The 18,405-nt window shown below is 46.3% G+C and carries 14 protein-coding genes; 7 read left to right on the top strand and 7 right to left on the bottom strand.

The annotated features are described in order from the left end of the window. The first annotated feature begins 141 nt into the window (after positions 1-141). The 4 genes from ABJ081_00125 to ppa all read left to right on the top strand — a co-directional run bounded on the left by ABJ081_00125 (position 142) and on the right by ppa (position 4,689). Positions 142-1,440: a TAXI family TRAP transporter solute-binding subunit gene (locus tag ABJ081_00125; GenBank protein MEP6355073.1), complete on the top strand. Its 1,299-nt coding sequence runs from the start codon at positions 142-144 to the stop codon at positions 1,438-1,440. A gap of 182 nt (positions 1,441-1,622) precedes the next feature. Beyond that, positions 1,623-3,446 carry a translational GTPase TypA gene (gene typA, locus ABJ081_00120; protein ID MEP6355072.1) on the top strand — a complete coding sequence of 608 codons (1,824 nt, stop codon included), beginning with the start codon at positions 1,623-1,625 and terminating at the stop codon, positions 3,444-3,446. 105 nt (positions 3,447-3,551) lie between these two features. Further along, positions 3,552-4,061: a GNAT family N-acetyltransferase gene (locus ABJ081_00115; protein ID MEP6355071.1), complete on the top strand. Its 510-nt coding sequence runs from the start codon at positions 3,552-3,554 to the stop codon at positions 4,059-4,061. Between the two features lie 103 nt (positions 4,062-4,164). Then, positions 4,165-4,689 carry an inorganic diphosphatase gene (ppa, locus tag ABJ081_00110; GenBank protein MEP6355070.1) on the top strand — a complete coding sequence of 175 codons (525 nt, stop codon included), beginning with the start codon at positions 4,165-4,167 and terminating at the stop codon, positions 4,687-4,689. A 31-nt stretch (positions 4,690-4,720) separates the two neighbouring features. Here ppa and ABJ081_00105 read toward each other — a convergent pair whose 3' ends face one another. From ABJ081_00105 to ABJ081_00085, 5 genes are all read right to left on the bottom strand, one after another. Further along, positions 4,721-5,017 (bottom strand): YggT family protein, encoded by a 297-nt coding sequence (locus ABJ081_00105; protein MEP6355069.1) that lies wholly within the window; start codon positions 5,015-5,017, stop codon positions 4,721-4,723. Positions 5,018-5,470: 453 nt separating this feature from the next. Next, complete coding sequence (locus ABJ081_00100; GenBank protein MEP6355068.1) at positions 5,471-6,178, bottom strand: glutamine amidotransferase; 708 nt, start codon at positions 6,176-6,178, stop codon at positions 5,471-5,473. A 20-nt stretch (positions 6,179-6,198) separates the two neighbouring features. Beyond that, the gene (locus ABJ081_00095) at positions 6,199-6,663 is read right to left on the bottom strand and encodes a TerB family tellurite resistance protein (protein MEP6355067.1); all 465 of its coding nucleotides are present in this window, start codon (positions 6,661-6,663) and stop codon (positions 6,199-6,201) included. Between the two features lie 134 nt (positions 6,664-6,797). Next, positions 6,798-7,265, bottom strand: a complete 468-nt coding sequence (locus tag ABJ081_00090) for a GNAT family N-acetyltransferase (protein MEP6355066.1) — start codon at positions 7,263-7,265, stop codon at positions 6,798-6,800. A 7-nt stretch (positions 7,266-7,272) separates the two neighbouring features. Beyond that, positions 7,273-12,075 (bottom strand): NAD-glutamate dehydrogenase, encoded by a 4,803-nt coding sequence (locus ABJ081_00085; GenBank protein ID MEP6355065.1) that lies wholly within the window; start codon positions 12,073-12,075, stop codon positions 7,273-7,275. A gap of 136 nt (positions 12,076-12,211) precedes the next feature. Between ABJ081_00085 and ABJ081_00080 the strand changes: the two genes are divergently transcribed. Both ABJ081_00080 and ABJ081_00075 read left to right on the top strand, forming a co-directional pair. Beyond that, positions 12,212-12,787 carry a peroxidase-related enzyme gene (locus ABJ081_00080; GenBank protein ID MEP6355064.1) on the top strand — a complete coding sequence of 192 codons (576 nt, stop codon included), beginning with the start codon at positions 12,212-12,214 and terminating at the stop codon, positions 12,785-12,787. A gap of 251 nt (positions 12,788-13,038) precedes the next feature. Further along, positions 13,039-14,355, top strand: a complete 1,317-nt coding sequence (locus ABJ081_00075) for a hypothetical protein (GenBank protein MEP6355063.1) — start codon at positions 13,039-13,041, stop codon at positions 14,353-14,355. Between the two features lie 36 nt (positions 14,356-14,391). Here ABJ081_00075 and ABJ081_00070 read toward each other — a convergent pair whose 3' ends face one another. Then, a complete protein-coding gene (locus tag ABJ081_00070) occupies positions 14,392-15,669 on the bottom strand; it encodes a DUF3422 domain-containing protein (protein ID MEP6355062.1) in 1,278 nt (425 codons plus the stop codon). An 84-nt stretch (positions 15,670-15,753) separates the two neighbouring features. Beyond that, positions 15,754-16,161 carry a D-Ala-D-Ala carboxypeptidase family metallohydrolase gene (locus tag ABJ081_00065; GenBank protein MEP6355061.1) on the bottom strand — a complete coding sequence of 136 codons (408 nt, stop codon included), beginning with the start codon at positions 16,159-16,161 and terminating at the stop codon, positions 15,754-15,756. Positions 16,162-16,414: 253 nt separating this feature from the next. Between ABJ081_00065 and acs the strand changes: the two genes are divergently transcribed. Next, positions 16,415-18,370, top strand: a complete 1,956-nt coding sequence (gene acs / locus ABJ081_00060) for an acetate--CoA ligase (GenBank protein MEP6355060.1) — start codon at positions 16,415-16,417, stop codon at positions 18,368-18,370. The last annotated feature ends 35 nt before the right edge of the window (positions 18,371-18,405 follow it).

Here is an 18,405-nt window from a genome sequence, read left to right as displayed (position 1 = left end):
CCCTATTTCTGTGGGAGACTATGGAGAAAAAGGATTGTTTCTGGTTATGACTGTACAAAGCTTTTATTTGAGGTGTAAATAGTCTGGGCGATACGCTTATGAGGTGTGTCAATATAGTGTGAATACAATGATTATAATGACATGACTGGTTTTTCTATAGGCGCAAAATTCTTATACCTTTTTTTTGCCGTTTTCATCTTGGCTGGGGCGGTCTTTTATTACATCTATTGGCAAGATAACAAGCTAGAGGTGTTGCGCGTGGACGCGGGGCCACGTGAAGGTGAAACTTATCTCTTGATGTCAGAATTTGCCGAGGTGATTGAGCGGAATTCTGATATCTTACGTCTTGAGGTTTATGCCTCGCGGCGATCGGAGAAAACTAATTCTAGCGATTTAATGGCCGATATAGATTTGACCACCGTACAATCGCATACGCCAGCTATTCCTGATACTCAGCTTGTTGTTGGGCTTTATGAGGAAGTTTTCCAGCTTATCACTCGCGCTGATAGTACTGTTTTTTCTGTTAAGGATTTGAACGGCAAACGTCTTGCGCTGCCGCCATATGGTTCATCTGAGTTGGCCTTTTTCTGGGCGATTGGCGATCATTATAATCTCTATGTTCAAAATGTTGATTGGGCATCTATGAGTGAGTCAAAAGCAATTAACTTGTTGTTGCATAACAAAGTGGATGCACTCTTTTTTGTTGGTTCAGAACGCAATCTGGCAACCTTGAAGTTGATAGAGGAGTTTGAACTTAAAAAGGGAGCGCCGAAGTTGCGGATGATTGAAATAGATCAGGTAGCCGCGATGGCTGTGAAAAGACCGTACATCGAAAAATTTGAGCTTGATAAAGGGGTTTTTGATGGAAACCCTTCATTGCCAGATCGAGGGATTACTACTGGCGCGGTGCGTCGTTTGTTGGTTGCAAAAACAAGTGCGAAAGAAAAGCTGATCAGGGAACTAACACGTGTTTTATTTGAAAACCGAGCAGACTTGACGGTGAGGTTTCCCTTAGCGAGCCAAATTGTAGCGCCTGATCTTGCAAGCGGTCTAAAATTGCCCCTACACCCAGGCGCTGAACGCTATTATACGCGTAATGAACCAAGTTTTATTCAGGAGAATGCCGAACCTTTAGCGCTTTTGGTCACTGTAATTGCGATGTTGACCTCTGGCCTTTTAACTCTGAAAAGTCGAGGGAATGCCCGTAAGAAAAATCAAGCTGATGAATTGAATTATGACGTACTTTCTATCGGCAAAGAAATAAGCGAGGCGAGGGGGCAGAAAAAGTTGCTAGAATGTCAAATGCGCATGCAAGACCTGCTTGATAAAGCCGTTGTTGCACTTGATGTTGATGATGTCAGTGACGCTGGTTTCCAATCTTTCGCCTTTTTGTGGAAGACCGTGTCAGCTGATTTGGAAGAAAAACTCGCTAAAAAATAAACTGACGCGCTATTAAAGCCCATCAAATCTACTATTGAATGAGATTAAGGTCATTAATTAACGAGGTTTGTTGCGGTGCACTTGCCGAGGCGCGCTGCCCATGATATGGCCACCTCAATCTAGATTAGTTGAGCGGTTCGCGTTTATGTGCCGTTCCGCATTACCTCCCAAAGGCTGATACAATGTCCCTTCGTAATATCGCGATCATCGCGCACGTTGACCATGGAAAAACCACGCTAATTGATGTGTTGCTTAAAAATACGGGCGTCTATCGTGACAATGAGCGGGTTGAAGAGCGAGCAATGGATTCCAACGATCTGGAGCGCGAGCGCGGCATTACCATTTTGGCGAAAGTGACTTCCATTGATTGGAAAGACACACGCATCAATATCGTTGATACGCCAGGGCACGCCGATTTTGGCGGTGAAGTTGAACGTATCTTGCACATGGTGGATGGCGTTGTGCTTCTTGTGGATGCGGCTGAAGGTCCGATGCCACAAACAAAATTTGTGCTTTCAAAAGCGTTGAAACTTGGTTTGAAGCCGATTGTTGTGATCAATAAAATCGACAAGCCAGATGGCCGCCCTGACGAAGTGCTTGATGAAGTGTTTGATCTGTTCGCGAATCTTGATGCCAATGAAGAGCAGCTTGATTTTCATGTGCTTTATGGATCTGCAAAACAAGGTTGGATGGCCGACGATGCAAGTGGTCCGATGGACAGCGTCACACCCCTATTGGATAAAGTGATTGAGCATGTGCCCGAGCCAACCACGGAAGAAGGTCCTTTCCGTATGTTGGCGACCACGATTGAAGCCAATAACTTTTTGGGTCGTATTTTGACGGGTCGTATTGTTTCGGGTTCGGTGAAACCTAACCAAGCGATTAAAGCGCTGAACCGCGATGGGGAAGTTGTTGAAAACGGTCGCGTAACACAGGTTCTTTCTTTCCGTGGTCTGGCGCGTGAGCCAGACGCAGAAGGCGGCATTGCAGGTGATATCGTCTCTATTGCTGGCCTTACTAAGGCAACGGTTGCTGATACATTGTGTGACGTCTCTGTGGATACCCCGATTGAAGCCCAGCCAATTGACCCGCCAACGCTTTCTATGACTTTCCGCATCAATGATGGCCCATTAGCCGGTAAAGAGGGTGATAAGGTGCAAAGCCGTATTATCCGCGAACGCTTGATGAAAGAAGCGGAAGGTAATGTTGCGATTAAGGTAACAGAAGGCAACGACAATGATTCCTTCGAAGTTGCTGGGCGCGGTGAATTGCTTCTAGCTATTTTGATCGAAACCATGCGCCGCGAAGGCTTTGAACTGACCGTTGGTCGTCCTCGTGTGCTGTTGCAGCGTGATGAAAATGATCAACTTATCGAACCTATAGAAGAAGTTATCATCGATGTTGATGAAGAGTTTTCGGGTAATGTTGTGCAAAAACTGCAAGAGCGCCGAGCTGATCTTGTCGAGATGAAACCATCCGGTGTTGGTCGCACACGCCTTGTATTTCATGCACCAACACGCGGATTGATCGGTTATCAGCCAGAACTTCTGTCTGACACACGCGGGACTGCGATCTTCAACCGTGTTTTCCATGAGTTCGCGCCCTATAAAGGTGATATCGAAATGCGCAAGACCGGCGTTTTGATTTCTAACGCTCAAGGCACATCCGTTCCTTATGCGCTGTTCCATCTGGAAGATCGTGGCCCAATGATGATTGGTGCTGGTGTGCCGGTTTATGAGGGCATGATTATCGGGGAACATACCCGTGGGAATGACCTTGAAGTGAATGTCTTGAAAGGCAAGCAGCTTTCCAATGTGCGTTCATCAGGCAAAGATGAAGCGGTGAAATTGACAACACCTATGAAAATGACACTAGAGAGTGCGCTTTCATACATCTCGGATGATGAACTTGTGGAAGTGACGCCAGAATCTATTCGCTTGCGTAAAGCCTATCTTGATCCACATGAGCGTAAACGGGCTTCAAAGGCTAAAGCGCTTGAAGCATAGTGCCCCTTTGAAGGGTTGAAGTTTTCAACACTGAGGTTATAGAAATTTCACTTTATGGTTGCTTAGCTCTTTCGAAGAGAGAGTAGCTGGGCTACCCTTTTGTCTATGGAACTTGTAACGATAGATATCCATAGGGCTCAACAGAGCGAAGCGGCAGAGGTGGCAGATGTGCATCTGGCTTCTTGGCAAGCAGCTTATCGTGGCATTATTCCTCATACAGTACTTGAACAAATGATCGCACGACGTGGTGATAACTGGTGGCAAAAAGCCATCAATCGCGGCACTCATGTGATTGTGATTAATTTCAATGGCCTGATTGTTGGTTATGCGACTGTTGGACTAAACAGAGCGCGCACGTTGTCCTATGATGGCGAGATATATGAGCTTTACCTTTTGCCCGAATATCAAGGTATTGGCCTTGGTCGACAGCTGTTTGAAAATGCCCAAAACGTCCTTTCGCATTACGGTTTGAAAAGCAATGTGCTTTGGGTGCTTGAAGAAAATGAACAAGCTTGTCGTTTTTATGAACGTATGAATGGACGTATCGTTAAGCGTACTTCAGAAATATTTGGCGATAAAAGCCTTCAAAAACTGGCCTATGCTTGGGGAGCTTAAGTGCTATTTCATAGCATGATATTCTTTTGGAGCATTGCATCCCTCGCGCTCCTCGCTTATGGCTATCCGTGTTTTTCTTGTTCCTTTTATAAAAGAGACTTTTATGCGTTTAGATGCCGTTCCTATTGGCGACAACCCGCCCCACGAAGTCAATGTTTTGATTGAAGTGCCAGTCGGTGGTGAACCAGTTAAATACGAGATGGACAAAAATGCTGGCACGATGTTCGTTGACCGATTTTTATATACGCCAATGCGTTATCCTGGGAATTACGGTTTTATTCCGCATACGTTATCAGATGATGGTGACCCGATTGACGTGCTCGTGCCAAACCAACGGCCCATCATACCCGGTGCAATCATGGCGTGCCGTCCCATTGGCGTTTTGACAATGGAAGATGAGGCAGGCATGGATGAGAAAATTATCGCCGTGCCGACATCAAAATTAACGCAGCGCTATGATAACGTCAAAAACTGTACTGACTTACCTGATATCACCTTGAAACAAATCAGCCATTTTTTCGAGCATTACAAAGATCTCGAAAGCTCAAAGTGGGTGAAAGTTCATGGATGGGGCGATGCAGAAAAAGCGCGTTCTATGATTGTTGAAGCTATAAATCGCGCGAAATAAGGCGCATCTTTTCGGCTTTGGGTAATCGCTATTAAAATCCAAGCACTGCTGGCGCTACTGTCGTTTTGATGAATGTCTGCAGGAAAAACAGAATAACAAGCAAAATGAGCGGTGAAATATCCATGCCGCCGAAGGCTGGTACAAACCGGCGGATGGGTCGTAACAGTGGCTCGGTGAGTTGATAAAGCGCATTGCCAATCATTGAAATGAATTGGTTGCTTGGGTTTATGATATTGAACGCAAAAAGCCATGAGAAAATAGCACTTGCGACCACAAGAAACCAAATAATGCTAAAGATGAAGTCGATTGTGGCAAAAACAGCGAACATGCGCGGTATCCATTTTACTGATTTATAGGATTACAAATAATCCCTTTCCACTGCCGACATAGAGAGGCAGGGGCTAAAATGCAAGTGTTACAACAAAGCAAGGTTACTATAGCGCGATTTGAGGGTGTAGTACTTTGAATAAGAAAACGGGCAAATGAGGACCCAGAGAAGTCTTCATTTGCCCGCTACTCTTAAAACTAATGCTGAAAGACTCGAGACCAACATTCAGCTCATGTAATATCGCTCAATCATATTGCTAAGTTCTGAACGACATTTTCTACCAGATGTGGTGCTCTGAGGTTTGTGATTTCAATATATAGAAATTATTTAGTCGATATTTACTGAAAATAAGGGCTTGTTTGACGAAGTCTTGCAAAATGAGAGAGCTTGGTCTGGAAGAACCTAAAAATAAATTTGTCAGAATGGATATAATTAAGAATTGGGCTAAAAAATTTAATGTTTGTGGGCGGCATTAAGCCAGTTATCCAGAAACTTATCCAGCCATGAACGGATGGCGGCATCGTAGATCAATCGGCCCTCAAGATGCAGAGCACGGGTTTGTGCACCGGGTAATTTGGTGCGTTCAACTCCCGTTACCAGCCAGCGATATAACATCGCGAAAGTAAGCTCTGTATGGAACTGAACACCAAAGGCATTTTCACCGACAGAAATGGCCTGATTTTCGAACATCTCGCTGCGCATGAGAAGGCGAGCGCTTGAAGGCACTGAGAAGCCTTCCCGATGCCATTGATACATAAAATCGGGTGCTGCAGGCATAATCTGACCATCGGTGTTTTCTCGCAGATCTTGAAGGGGGTAATAACCCACCTCTGCCATACCTTCTTTGTGCCCAAAGACGTCGCCTCCAAGGTGTTTGACGAGCATTTGGGCACCAAGGCAGATGCCTAGAAAAGGAGTCTTGTCACGCAGAGGTACGCCGCACCAGTCAATTTCCTTCTTCACAAAATCATCAGTGTCATTGGCACTCATAGGTCCGCCGAAAATGATCGCCCCGTGATGATCATCCATTGTTTCAGGCAAAGGTTCGCCAAAGCGCGGGCGGCGTATATCGAGGGTGTAGCCTTTTTTAATCAGCATTTGACCCACTCGACCAGGAGAAGAGGATGCTTGGTGTAGAATGATGAGAATATTTTTAGACATTGTTTGTCTGATATAAAGACCTAGTTGCTTGCGGTAAGTTTTGCTTCAACTTTTTGGCGCAACATCACGCGTCGTCGCGTCTCGACACCTAGCAATTCAGCTACGCGCCAAACAACATTGTCTTCTAGTTCATGAATGACGCCATCAGCCAAGACGACATCCCATAGCATCTCCACTATTTTTTCACGGCCTTCTTGGTCAAGCTCACGCTTTAGCACGCTGGTGAATGCATAAAAATCAACGGAAGAGTTGTCTGCTTGTTCGCCTCCCGTCATGAGTTCTTTTAACTCATCCTCGCTCACGTTATATTGTTTTATGAGCGAATTTTTTATTGCTTCACGCTCAGAGTCGCGCGTGACGCCATCTGAATGCATTGCGTGGGTCAGTAACGCTGCAGTGGCAAGACGATGATCATTTTCGTCAAACTTGATTTCATCATCCACTTGGGAAACCTTGGTGAAGAAGCTTTTTAGTGCATCAAACATGTCGGTGCCTTGTCGCGCTTATTGTTGACTATGATATTAAAACGCATCTCGATGTTCTGCAATCGGACAGAGTAATAAAAGCGATGAGTGTGATAATAATGAATAGATTGAATGTTGAATTAGCTGAGTAAATCTTATTTAGTCTGCTTTAACAATGTGTTGGCATAGCGGATCTCTGACCCTTCAATCACTGATGCCCCAACGATTTTTTCGTAATAATCGACAGGCCCAGCCCAGCCGATGACAGCATAGACATGACCTTTGGCTTTCATCGCATCAAGTGTTGCAAAAAGCAGAGCGCTGCCAATGCCTTTGCCCCTTTGTGCGCTATCCACCCCTGTAGGCCCGAACAGTCCTATGGCTGTGGCATCATAACAGGCAAAGCCGAGGGGAGTTCTATCTTCCACGGCGATAAGGGAGCCAACAGGCGAAGCATGAGCGCCGCGTTCAAATTCGTCAGCCCAGCCGCGCGAGAAGTTTTTTTCTATCCAATCTCGCATGATGCTTATTTCAGCTGCCATCACTGGGCGCACGATAATGCCTTTGGCCAGATTAGGGCGCTTGTTAGGCAACTCGTAGAGTTTGACCAAAAGGTCCGGCATTGTTGTTCTACTTTCTGGTCAGTTCTTCAATGAGATTGGCGGCAACGGAGACTTTTGCAACGCTAAGCTTATCACCTTCCAAAATATCACTAAGCAGATGGCTCGTGTCGTCGATCATTGCTTTATTGGCTTTATACCAAAGCTGAGCCGCTTTCGCCCCTTTGTGTTTTGCTAGTACCTTTTTTGTCATATTGCTATGGGCACGTGTAAGTTGTGCGCGACCTCGACTTAGTGCCAGACCATCATAATAATCAGCGGTTTCAACATTTCTAGCGAGAGCGTCGATTTCGTTGATTTGGAACATGCCATCAAGATCGAAATAGACGGCGGCTACTTCTGCCAATGGTCGTTTGGTGGTGGAGCTAATTTTGATGATATTGGGCACCAGATCAAGAATAGGTAGCAATGCAAAATCACGAGCTATATCGGCTGGAACGCCATCAGCCAGGTAGTCTGCCTCGCGCTTTTCCACATGGCGCTTCATATAGTCAGACAGCAGTGAGACAAGTTTTGGATTTAACGCCTTAATGCCTTTTTCAAGGGCTGCTACTTCTGGTTCTATCCCTTTTTTGAAGGTGATATTCTTCAAGGCCCAAATTGTTTGGTGCGCCAAAAGCTGTTTTAAGACAGCATAGAGTTTAAGTTGTGTCTCGCCTTTGATTTTTGTGTCGAGCGCATCAAGACGGGCATTGAGTGTCCGCATCTGAAATGCTTCACGCACCACAACATAGGCGCGGGCTATATCGGGTGTCTTGGCGTTTGTTTGTCCTTGAACAATTTCTAGATAGGTTGCACCGCCTCGATTTATCATCGCGTTACAAATCAGCGTTGCGATAATTTCGCGGCGCAGCTTATGGCTTTCAATTTCGACTGCAAATTTCTTCTGCATTTGCGGTGGGAAATAATTGAAGAGTTCACTTTCCAGATAGGGGTCATCAGGCACTTTACTGTCGATTAAATCATCAAACAGGGTGATTTTGGCATAGGCCAGAACAACCCCTATTTCTGCGCGGGTAAGAAGGTCTCCAGTTTGGCGACGTTCATCTAACTGGCTATCGGTTGGTAAATCCTCGACCACACGGTTTAGCAATCCGCGCTCTTCAAGGTGTTGCATGAAACGTGTTTGATTGTCGAAGTCTGCGATGCCTGCAAGTTGCGTGAGGGAGATGGATAGGGTTTGTAGATAATTGTTGCGAAGAACGAGTTCTGCAACATCATCGGTCATGGCTTCAAGTAGCTTGTTGCGCTGAGGGATGGTGAGCTTGCCTGCCCGGGTCGCAGCCCCAAGCGCGATTTTGATATTCACTTCCACATCGGAAGAATTCACGCCGGCAGAGTTGTCAATGGCATCAGAATTAGAACGCCCGCCCAGTTTATTATAGGCGATGCGTGCGCGCTGGGTCATGCCGAGGTTGGCCCCTTCACCCATTACTTTAGCACGCAGTTCGGCGGCCTCTATCCGGATTGGATCATTGGCACGGTCACCCGCATCTGCATTGGTTTCTTGCGGTCCGCGAATATAGGTGCCTATACCGCCAAACCAGAACAGCTCCACTTCCATTTTGATGATGGCACGCATCAATTCAAAAGGGGACATGGTGGCGTCACTGACACCCAGAAGAGTTTGAATTTCTGGGGTTAGATCGATCGATTTCGAGGAGCGCGAGAAAATGCCGCCGCCTTTTGAAATCAGCTTTTTGTTATAGTCTTGCCAGCTTGAACGGCTCTTATTGAATAGCCTTTTGCGCTCTTTGAACGTTTTGGCCGGATCAGGGTCTGGATCTATGAAGATGTCGCGATGGTCGAAGGCGGCCACAAGCTTAGTTGCCTTTGATAAAAGCATCCCATTGCCAAACACATCACCCGACATGTCACCGACACCAGCAGCGGTGAAGGGTTCTGTCTGGATGTCTTTATCCATTTCGCGGAAATGACGTTTCACGGCTTCCCAAGCGCCGCGCGCTGTGATGCCCATTTTCTTGTGGTCATAGCCAGCTGACCCGCCCGATGCAAAAGCATCATCAAGCCAGAAATCATAGTCTTGGCTGATGCCATTGGCGGTATCGGAGAAGGTGGCTGTTCCTTTGTCAGCCGCCACCACCAGATAGGGGTCGTCTTCTTCATGGCGAACCACATTGTCGGGATGAATAACTTTTGGGCCATCCAGATTATCGGTGAGTTCCAGCAGATTGGCGATGAAGATTTTATAGGCACTAGTGCCCTCGGCAATGTACTCATCGCGACTCATGGTGGGGGTTAGTTTTTTCGGCACAAAGCCACCCTTTGATCCCACCGGTACGATCACGGCATTTTTTACTTGCTGGGCTTTGACAAGGCCAAGGACTTCGGTTCGGAAATCTTCAGGTCTGTCCGACCAGCGTAGGCCGCCACGGGCAACCTTGCCATAGCGTAGGTGCAACCCTTCGACGCGTGGACTGGTCATGAATATCTCGCGGTAAGGGCGAGGCTCGGGAAGACCTTCAATCTCGCGGGGTGCAAGTTTCAAAGAGACTTCCGGTATAGGATTGCCTTCATCGTCACGTTTAAAAAAATTGGTGCGCAGGCTGCCCATGATAATATTTCGGAAGTGGCGAATAATCTGGTCTTCATCAAGACTTGATACGCCTTCAAGGGCCGCGTCTATGCGACGAATGATGGTGTTTTGAGCTTTGTCGCGGCCTTTGGTTGCAGGATCAAAGCGGGCATGAAACAGCGCGGCAAGATCCGTTGTGATCAACACGTTATTGTTCAGTGCCTTCCACATGTAGTTCTGATTATAGGTGATGCCAATTTGCTGGAGATAGCGCGAAATGGTGCGCAGCACAGCGATGTCGCGCCAGTTTAAACCAGCATTGACCGCGAGAGCATTATAACCGTCATTGCCGGTTTTATCCTGCCAAATAGCAAGCAGCGCATCTTCAAGGCGTTCTTTGCATTCAGATAAATCGAGCTCTTCTCCCGTGCTGGTCTCTAGTGTCATATCATGGAGATAACAGGTGGGATTATCGGCGGGCTCAATTTTATAGGTTCGTTCGCTTATAACGCGAAAGCCCATGAACTCCAGCATCGGCACGCGGGTCGACAATTCAATAGGCGCCTCAAGATGAAAGAGCTTCAGGCCAACACATGGTTTTTTCATGTTGGCGTGATGATAAAACTCGGCCTCTATGAGCTCAGGCGCATTGAGTCGTTCAACCGCGACAATATCATGCAGCGCACTGATTGGTGGATATGCCTCGCGATATGCGGCAGAGAAAGCTGAGGTGTAAACGCTAGAGCTTGTGCTTATGTCTGTGCCTAAGAGGGCGTCTTGAAGACCGTCTTCCCATGTCTCAGTAATTGCACTTACGGCTAGCTCCAGATCAGCTTGTGCGATAACAGGTCGTTTGCCTTTGTTCCGTCTGATGATGAAATGTACGCGGGCTAAAAGGCCTTCTGGAAAGCCTGGATAATAAACAGAGACAGCACCATCAAAGACCTCGGCTAAATAATCTCCAATGCGTATTCGCACATCTGTATTATAGCGGTCGCGCGGCACAAAAACTATGACCGATACATAGCGATCAAATTTATCCCAGCGTGGTAAAACACGGACCTTTTTGCGACCATCAAGGGCGAGGATGGAGAGTGAGAAATCTTCGAGAAGGTCATAGCTGATCTGGAAAAGTTCATCGCGAGGATAGGATTCAAGCACATTCCATAAGGCTTTACCTGCGTGACTGTTTTTATCAAAGCCTGCAGCCAGCATCACCCTGTGGGCTTTATGGCGTACATAAGGAATTGCATTGATGGAACAGGCATACGCCATTGAGGTGAAGAGACCAACAAGACGTATTTCACCTGAAACCTTGCCATTGTCATCATATAATTTGATGCCAATATAATCCATGTGAATGCGTCGGTGAATTTGCGACTTTACATTGGCTTTGGAAATGATCAGCGGATCAGGGCTTGTGATGAACTCGCGGATTTCTGGGGTGATTTCAACCAGTTCTTCGCCGCGTTTTAATATATGCATATTGGGATCACGCAAAATGCCCATGCCGCTGCCCTTAACCGGCTGTATAAACCGATCGGCTTTGCTGTCATAACGATATTCACGAACACCAAGGAATGTGAAGTTGTTCTCCATTAACCAGCTAAGAAACTGTATAGCTTCAGCCAGCTCATTAACGGCGATTGGTGGTGGGTTTTCTTTGTAAATTGTGATGGTCTTTTGCATATTCCCCATCATCTTTGGCCAGTCTTTTACGACGCCGCGCACATCATTTAATAACTTGTTGAGTTTTGTTTTTAGTGCGCGCTGCTCTGCTGGTGAGATGGCGTTGATGTGGATATGCATGACACTTTCACGAGTGCCTTGCGCTTTATCACTGGTTTTGAAAAGTGCTGGGGGCCCATTCAACTTGCCTCCTTTATCGCGATCGACAGATAAAACCGGATGAGCGATTAAGATAATTTCATGGCCAAGCTCTCGCAGCTCTGGGACAATCGAGTCGATGAGAAAAGGCATATCGTCATTGATAATATCAATGGTGGTGATAGATTTTTTTGTGCCGTCAGAGTTGGTCGAAATAGCTTCATAAGTATTGAAATTGATGAGCGGGCGACCGGGTTTTCTGATGCTAAGAGTTTGATAGATTGCTGTTGCAAATTTTGCGATTGAGTCTGCGTCATAACGCGCCAAATCTTCAGCCAGGCCAAGGGCGAAAAGCTTCTTTGCAAATTGCCCTATTGTTTTATTTTTTTTGGAAAATTTCGATTGAACTTTTCGGAGTAATTGCTGTCTAATTTTCTCATAATCGATCATCAGGTTAATATCTCCTCGTTTAGCGGTCTTCTTGTTTTATTGAACAAGATGTTTTTGACGCTGATTCTGAAGTGTGGTCACACATTGGAAACAATGCAACACTGTTTACATGAACGTGCAGAACAAAGAGGAAATTATGACCATAAAATTTGAATCACCAACGGCGCTTAATCTTCCGATTATTGAACCTTTGAGTGAGGAAACGCAAAAATACTTTGCTTTATGTGAAGAGAAATTGGGCATGATACCCAATGTCTTGAAGGCCTATGCTTTTGATGAGGTGAAGCTGCGCGCTTTTACTGATGTTTATAATGATTTGATGCTTGGGCCATCTGGTCTATCAAAGCTGGAACGGGAAATGATTGCGGTTGTGGTGTCATCGATCAACCATTGTTTCTATTGCTTGAGCGCGCATGGGGCTGCTGTGCGACAGCTTTCAGGCGACCCTAAAATGGGTGAGTTGATGGTGATGAATTATCGCGCGGCTGATTTGACGCTTCGTGAGCGGACAATCTTGGATTTTGCGGCTTTTTTGACTGAGCATCCGTCCAAAATGGGTGAAGAGGATCGTGACGCGCTGCGTGAGGTGGGTCTCAGTGATCGTGATATCTGGGACGCGGCCTCCGTCGTTGGTTTTTTCAATATGACAAACCGAGTGGCCAGCGCCACTGAAATGGTGCCAAATGACGAGTATCACGCGATGGCTCGATAAGTGCACGATGAATGAAAAAATGAAAAAAATATATCTTTGTCCCATTTTTGATAGTAAGCCATATTTTTAAGTCATCAAAAGTTTGTTAATTGTGTATTCAGTGCAGCTTTGGCAATTATGATATTAATGTAGAATTCTGCCTTAGAGGTTACATGAATACCCAAACGATCATTCTCATTTGCGTTACCAGCGCTATTGCCCTTTTTAGTCTGTATCTTAGTCCTCGAGCACGCAATGTCGGGTCATTTTTTATGGGGCACGATGACGCCAATCAACCGCCGGGGCTGTTGGCACTCACATTCTCTCAGGTCACCACATGGATTTTTGCCCGTTCTATAATGAATGCGGCAATCCTTGGGTTTTTCTACGGTATTGGCGGTGCGCTTGCTTATGCCGCTTATTATCTATCTTTCCTAACGGGCGCATGGATCATCCAGAGCCTTAGATTTCGCCATGGCTATAGCAGTGTGCAGGCCTTCTTATCTGACCGGTTCGGTATCGCGGGCACAACGAGTTATAATTTCGTGGTTGGTGTTCGTTTGCTTTCCGAGATTTTTGCTAATCTTTTGGTGATAGGCCTTCTTTTTGGCGCGGATGGAACGCTTGCTTATACTGTATCTATCCTACTTGTTGGTGCTGTGGCGCTTGGGTATTCGTTACTCGGTGGGTTGAACGCTTCTATCAAAACCGACCTTTTCCAAATGGCATTTTTCTTGGCGGTTTTGGGCGTCTTATTGGCGATGGTTTTTGCGACTGGTAGCTTTGATATGAGTGCCATCATGGCCTCAACACCTGAGCGCGATAATCCGGGCTGGGTGCTTTTGGCGGTAGCCCTGCTTCAAGTATGGAGTTATCCAATGCATGATCCTGTCATGATGGATCGCGGATTTATAGCAGATCGGAAAACCACGATCGCGAGTTTTTATCATGCAGGTTGGATTTCTGTTCTTTGTATTTTGGCTTTTGGTTTAATCGGTGTTTGGGCGGGCTTAGAAAAGGTTGGTGATGAAGGTTTTCTTGCTGTATTGCCTCGCCTGATTGGTGAATGGCCAATGGTTTTGTTCAATATTGCGCTTGTTATCTCGTGTATGTCGACGCTCGACTCTACATTTTCGAGCACGGCAAAATTGACCATTGTCGACATGAAACTTGGCGAGCAAACGGTTAAGAATGGGCGTCTTGCTATGACGGCGTTTTTAATTGGCGGTTTGTTGATGGTGTTCTATGGATCGAAGGATTTATTTTCTGCGGTAGCCGTGTCTGGAACAGCGTCGATGTTTCTTGCGCCTGTGATTTTCTTTTCATTATGGATGGGGCGCACCGATGTACCGGTGTGGAGTTATCTGGTCGCATTTTTCACAGCTATGCTTGCAGCTGCACTCTATTTTACCGAGTCTTCGGGGTACTCAAATTGGGTCGGTCCGTTGACCGGTGTTGAGCATAAATATGCGAAACTTCTGGTGCTATCTGCCGGTGCTTTGTTGATTGGTTGCGGTGCCTTTGTGATTGGGATGGCAACAACTTCAAAACGCGGGACGGGAAGAGACAAGACAATGAGCGCTTCTTAGCGCCCCGAAGTTGTTTCTTAGCGCCTATGAATAGCGTTAATCGTGATGCCCTTTTTGAATGCGCCGGATAGCAAACCAGACAAGGGCAGCGATAACGGGAACCGATAAAGCGACTAACATGTTTGTCGACAAGCCTAATGGGGCGGCAACGCCTTTGAAGATATAATATAAAAGGCTGACGGCATAATAACTGATGGCGACCACAGAGAGGCCTTCAACGGTTTGTTGCAACCGGTATTGCATTTCTGATCGTTCATTCAGTGCTTTTAATAGCCCTTGATTTTGGGCTTGAAGATCGAGATCAAGCTGTGTCCTTAAAAGATCTGAAGCGCGGGTAATTTTCTCGGCTAGAGCATTTTGACGTTGTTCAATCGCGTCGCAGGTTTGGATGGCGGGTGTTGTTCGTTTGAGTAGGAATGTTTTTAAGGTCACATAATCAAGATGATCTTCTTCGCCGATTGCTTCCAATCTTTTTTCAACAATACCATGGTAGGCACGGCTTGCGGCAAAGCGAAATTGACTGTCAATTGTCAAGGTTTCAAGGTCCATAGCAATGCGATAGAGTTGATTGAGTATATTTTGGTTTTCTTGCGTTGTTTTCTTTGTGTTGAGTTCAGTGAATATCTCGCCTAACTCTTTTTCCAAGCTATTGACTATTGGTCCTGCCCGCTGGGCCTCAGGCAGACCAAGAAGCGCAACTGCACGGTAGGTTTCGATCTCACTTAACCGGCGCACCAATGCGCCACAGATGATGGCCCGCATACCCATATCGATGATTAAAAATCGTGTCAGGCCGAATTCGTCTTGACGGAAATCACTCGCTACTTGGGCTTTGCCGTTCATACATTTTGAAACACATAAAGAGTTTGGATTAAAATCGTGAAGGTCCAGCGTGCCCGTATCATCTGCGTCGCCATCTTTTTCACCGAATTTTCGAATATCAATGCGCACAGCATTGATGAGCAATCCCATAACAGGTGCCGGTCCACCGAACACGGAAAAGGGATCGGATTCTGGTATGTGTTTGCTGTCTCCTATCCAGGTTAATGTCACAAACTCCGTGTGTGCTTCAAAGATAAGCTGAGCTGATCCATCACTCCACAGATGCCTTCGCTCGCCGTCATCCGGTTTTTTTAGATTGCGGGCGTTACACCAGTTATTCAACGTGGCGATTGCATCGATTTCTGGTGTGATCCAAAATACATATTTTAATATGGTGCTTGGCGAGCGGACAGGCTCAAACGGGCGGGTATGGATTTCATCCAGCACTTGTTGTCTAAATTGGTGTTGAGGGAGTTTTGTCTGGCTTCGCATGTTCTACCTTTTGTTATTTGTAACAAATAACATGATAGATAAGAAGTTATGCGACTTTATATCTAGATTCAGTGTTTTTATACACTACCAAGTACGGCGTGGGCCTGTGTCAATGTGGTAGTGGTTGATATAGGAGCTGTAACCGCCCACACTTTTGTGGTTTTTCAGGAATTTTTTAATTTTTGCGGGTTTGCCCTTCACAGTAAAATCAACAGCCTGACAACGTAAATGATATGAATTTTTTGCTCCGCCCTTGCGACGGTTCTCTGCGACTTCGCGTTTGGTGGAATTCACCGTCACTTTTCCAAATTTACGCGAGGTATGATTGATAACGCGTTTTAACCGCAAAGGAACACATGATTTTGTGTCGTTGTAATGTACGTCCTTTTTGCCCGCAAGCAACAGATTGACGACAGGCACTTTTGCGCAGCCAGCGAGAAAAATCGCTGTGACAAGCATAAGGCCGATTGATTTAAACGCGCGAAAACTCATAATGATTGGCCGCAAAACTTCAAGAAAACGAAGCCTCTCATATGGGGCTTAAATAGTTAAAATTTGTGTGATTTTGTTAAGGTTTATACCGGATTTGGTTTTGTTGATTAAGAGTTGGTAAACATGCAGCATACGAGCCCTCGTTGCTTTCTTTCTATCATAGTCTAATGGACGCATCGATTTTGTGGGATTATGGTCAGCTTGAATTAAAAGGGATCGCGCAACAAATTGGCGTGATATCGAGGAGGAATTTATGTCTGAAGTTATTTATCCGGTCAGCGATGAGTTGGCTGCCAGTGCTCATGTTAATAAAGAGCGCTATGAGGCGATGTATGCCGAAAGTGTCAATAATCCTGATGCTTTTTGGGGCGAGCATGGCAAGCGCTTGGATTGGATCAAGCCTTTTACAAAGGTGAAAAATACGAATTTTGACTATCCTGATGTGTCTATTAAATGGTTTGAAGATGGCACCTTGAATGTCTCGGCCAATTGTATCGACCGTCATTTGGCAACGCGTGGCAATCAGACAGCCATCATCTGGGAAGGCGATGACCCAGCGGATGATGCGCATATCACCTATAACGAGCTTCATGAACATGTGTGCCGCTTATCCAATGCGATGAAGGCTCAAGGGGTTAAAAAAGGCGACCGTGTTACGCTTTATATGCCGATGATTCCTGAAGCGGCTTATGCGATGCTTGCGTGTACGCGCATTGGTGCTGTGCATTCTATTGTTTTTGGCGGGTTCTCGCCAGATGCTTTGGCTGATCGGCTTGTCGGCTGTGAATCGACCGTCATCATTACCGCCGACGAGGGACTTCGTGGTGGCAAATCTATTCCGTTGAAGCAGAATGTTGATGATGCAATTTCGATTGCAGGAAAAGAAGGCCACAAAGTTGATACTGTTTTTGTTGTCGAGCGGACCAAAGGTGCCGTCAACTGGGAAGCAGGTCGTGATGTTTGGTACCATGAAGTAACGGCTGCGGCTTCAACAGAGTGTCCGCCAGAAGAAATGAACGCGGAAGATCCGCTTTTCATTCTTTATACCTCAGGATCAACGGGCAAACCAAAAGGGGTTTTGCATACTACAGGCGGCTATCTCGTCTGGGCCGCGATGACCCATGAATATGTGTTTGATTATAAAGATGGTGATATTTATTGGTGCACGGCCGATGTGGGCTGGGTGACGGGTCACTCTTACATCGTTTATGGACCGCTTGCGAACGGTGCCGTCACTTTGATGTTTGAAGGTGTGCCTAATTATCCGACTAATGCGCGGTTTTGGGAGGTTTGTGACAAACATCAGGTCAATCAGTTCTACACAGCGCCGACCGCGATCCGTGCCTTGATGCAGGGCGGCGATGAACCTGTTAAATCCACATCGCGGTCTTCTTTGCGGATTTTGGGTTCTGTCGGTGAGCCGATTAATCCAGAAGCGTGGGAATGGTATTATAAAGTGGTCGGTGATGAGCGCTGTCCGATTGTCGATACATTCTGGCAAACGGAAACAGGTGGCCATATGATTACACCATTGCCCGGCGCGACCGATTTGAAGCCAGGTTCTGCTACCTTCCCGTTTTTCGGGGTTCAGCTTGAGTTGGTTGATAATGAAGGAGCCTCTCTAGAAGGGGCGGTGTCAGGTAATTTGTGTGTCACGGATTCATGGCCAGGTCAGATGCGCACGGTTTATGGTGATCATGAGCGTTTTGTGCAGACATATTTCTCAACCTATAAAGGTAAGTATTTCACCGGTGACGGCTGCAAGCGCGATGAGGATGGCTATTATTGGATTACTGGTCGTGTGGATGATGTGATCAATGTGTCAGGCCACCGCATGGGAACCGCTGAAGTTGAAAGTGCTCTTGTGGCGCATGCGGCTGTGTCAGAGAGTGCCGTTGTTGGTTATCCGCATGATATCAAAGGGCAGGGCATCTATTGCTATGTCACTTTGATGGCAGGTGTTGAGTCAAGCGATGACTTGAAAAAAGAGCTGCGCAATCATGTGCGCTCAGAGATCGGACCTATTGCCTCACCGGATGCGATCCAATTTGCGCCAGGTTTGCCAAAGACACGTTCAGGCAAAATCATGCGGCGTATTTTGCGTAAAATTGCTGAGGATGATTTTGGAAGTCTTGGCGATACATCAACGCTGGCTGATCCGTCGGTCGTGGATGACCTGATTGAGAACAGGCAGAATAAAACGAGTTGATATTTCTGTTTTTCGCTTAGTGAAAATAAAATCCC

This window comes from Hyphomicrobiales bacterium, from assembly GCA_039989895.1.
Lineage (GTDB): Bacteria > Pseudomonadota > Alphaproteobacteria > Rhizobiales > JACESI01 > JACESI01.
The sequence above is the reverse complement of the archived record's forward strand: the minus strand, read 5'-3'. Positions and strand labels throughout refer to the sequence as shown.

Coding starts and splice junctions, on each gene's coding strand:
- ABJ081_00125 (MEP6355073.1), top strand. CDS start 142: ATGACTGGTTTTTCTATAGGCGCAAAATTCTTATACCTTTTTTTTGCC.
- typA (MEP6355072.1), top strand. CDS start 1,623: ATGTCCCTTCGTAATATCGCGATCATCGCGCACGTTGACCATGGAAAA.
- ABJ081_00115 (MEP6355071.1), top strand. CDS start 3,552: ATGGAACTTGTAACGATAGATATCCATAGGGCTCAACAGAGCGAAGCG.
- ppa (MEP6355070.1), top strand. CDS start 4,165: ATGCGTTTAGATGCCGTTCCTATTGGCGACAACCCGCCCCACGAAGTC.
- ABJ081_00105 (MEP6355069.1), bottom strand. CDS start 5,017: ATGTTCGCTGTTTTTGCCACAATCGACTTCATCTTTAGCATTATTTGG.
- ABJ081_00100 (MEP6355068.1), bottom strand. CDS start 6,178: ATGTCTAAAAATATTCTCATCATTCTACACCAAGCATCCTCTTCTCCT.
- ABJ081_00095 (MEP6355067.1), bottom strand. CDS start 6,663: ATGTTTGATGCACTAAAAAGCTTCTTCACCAAGGTTTCCCAAGTGGAT.
- ABJ081_00090 (MEP6355066.1), bottom strand. CDS start 7,265: ATGCCGGACCTTTTGGTCAAACTCTACGAGTTGCCTAACAAGCGCCCT.
- ABJ081_00085 (MEP6355065.1), bottom strand. CDS start 12,075: ATGATCGATTATGAGAAAATTAGACAGCAATTACTCCGAAAAGTTCAA.
- ABJ081_00080 (MEP6355064.1), top strand. CDS start 12,212: ATGACCATAAAATTTGAATCACCAACGGCGCTTAATCTTCCGATTATT.
- ABJ081_00075 (MEP6355063.1), top strand. CDS start 13,039: ATGGGGCACGATGACGCCAATCAACCGCCGGGGCTGTTGGCACTCACA.
- ABJ081_00070 (MEP6355062.1), bottom strand. CDS start 15,669: ATGCGAAGCCAGACAAAACTCCCTCAACACCAATTTAGACAACAAGTG.
- ABJ081_00065 (MEP6355061.1), bottom strand. CDS start 16,161: ATGAGTTTTCGCGCGTTTAAATCAATCGGCCTTATGCTTGTCACAGCG.
- acs (MEP6355060.1), top strand. CDS start 16,415: ATGTCTGAAGTTATTTATCCGGTCAGCGATGAGTTGGCTGCCAGTGCT.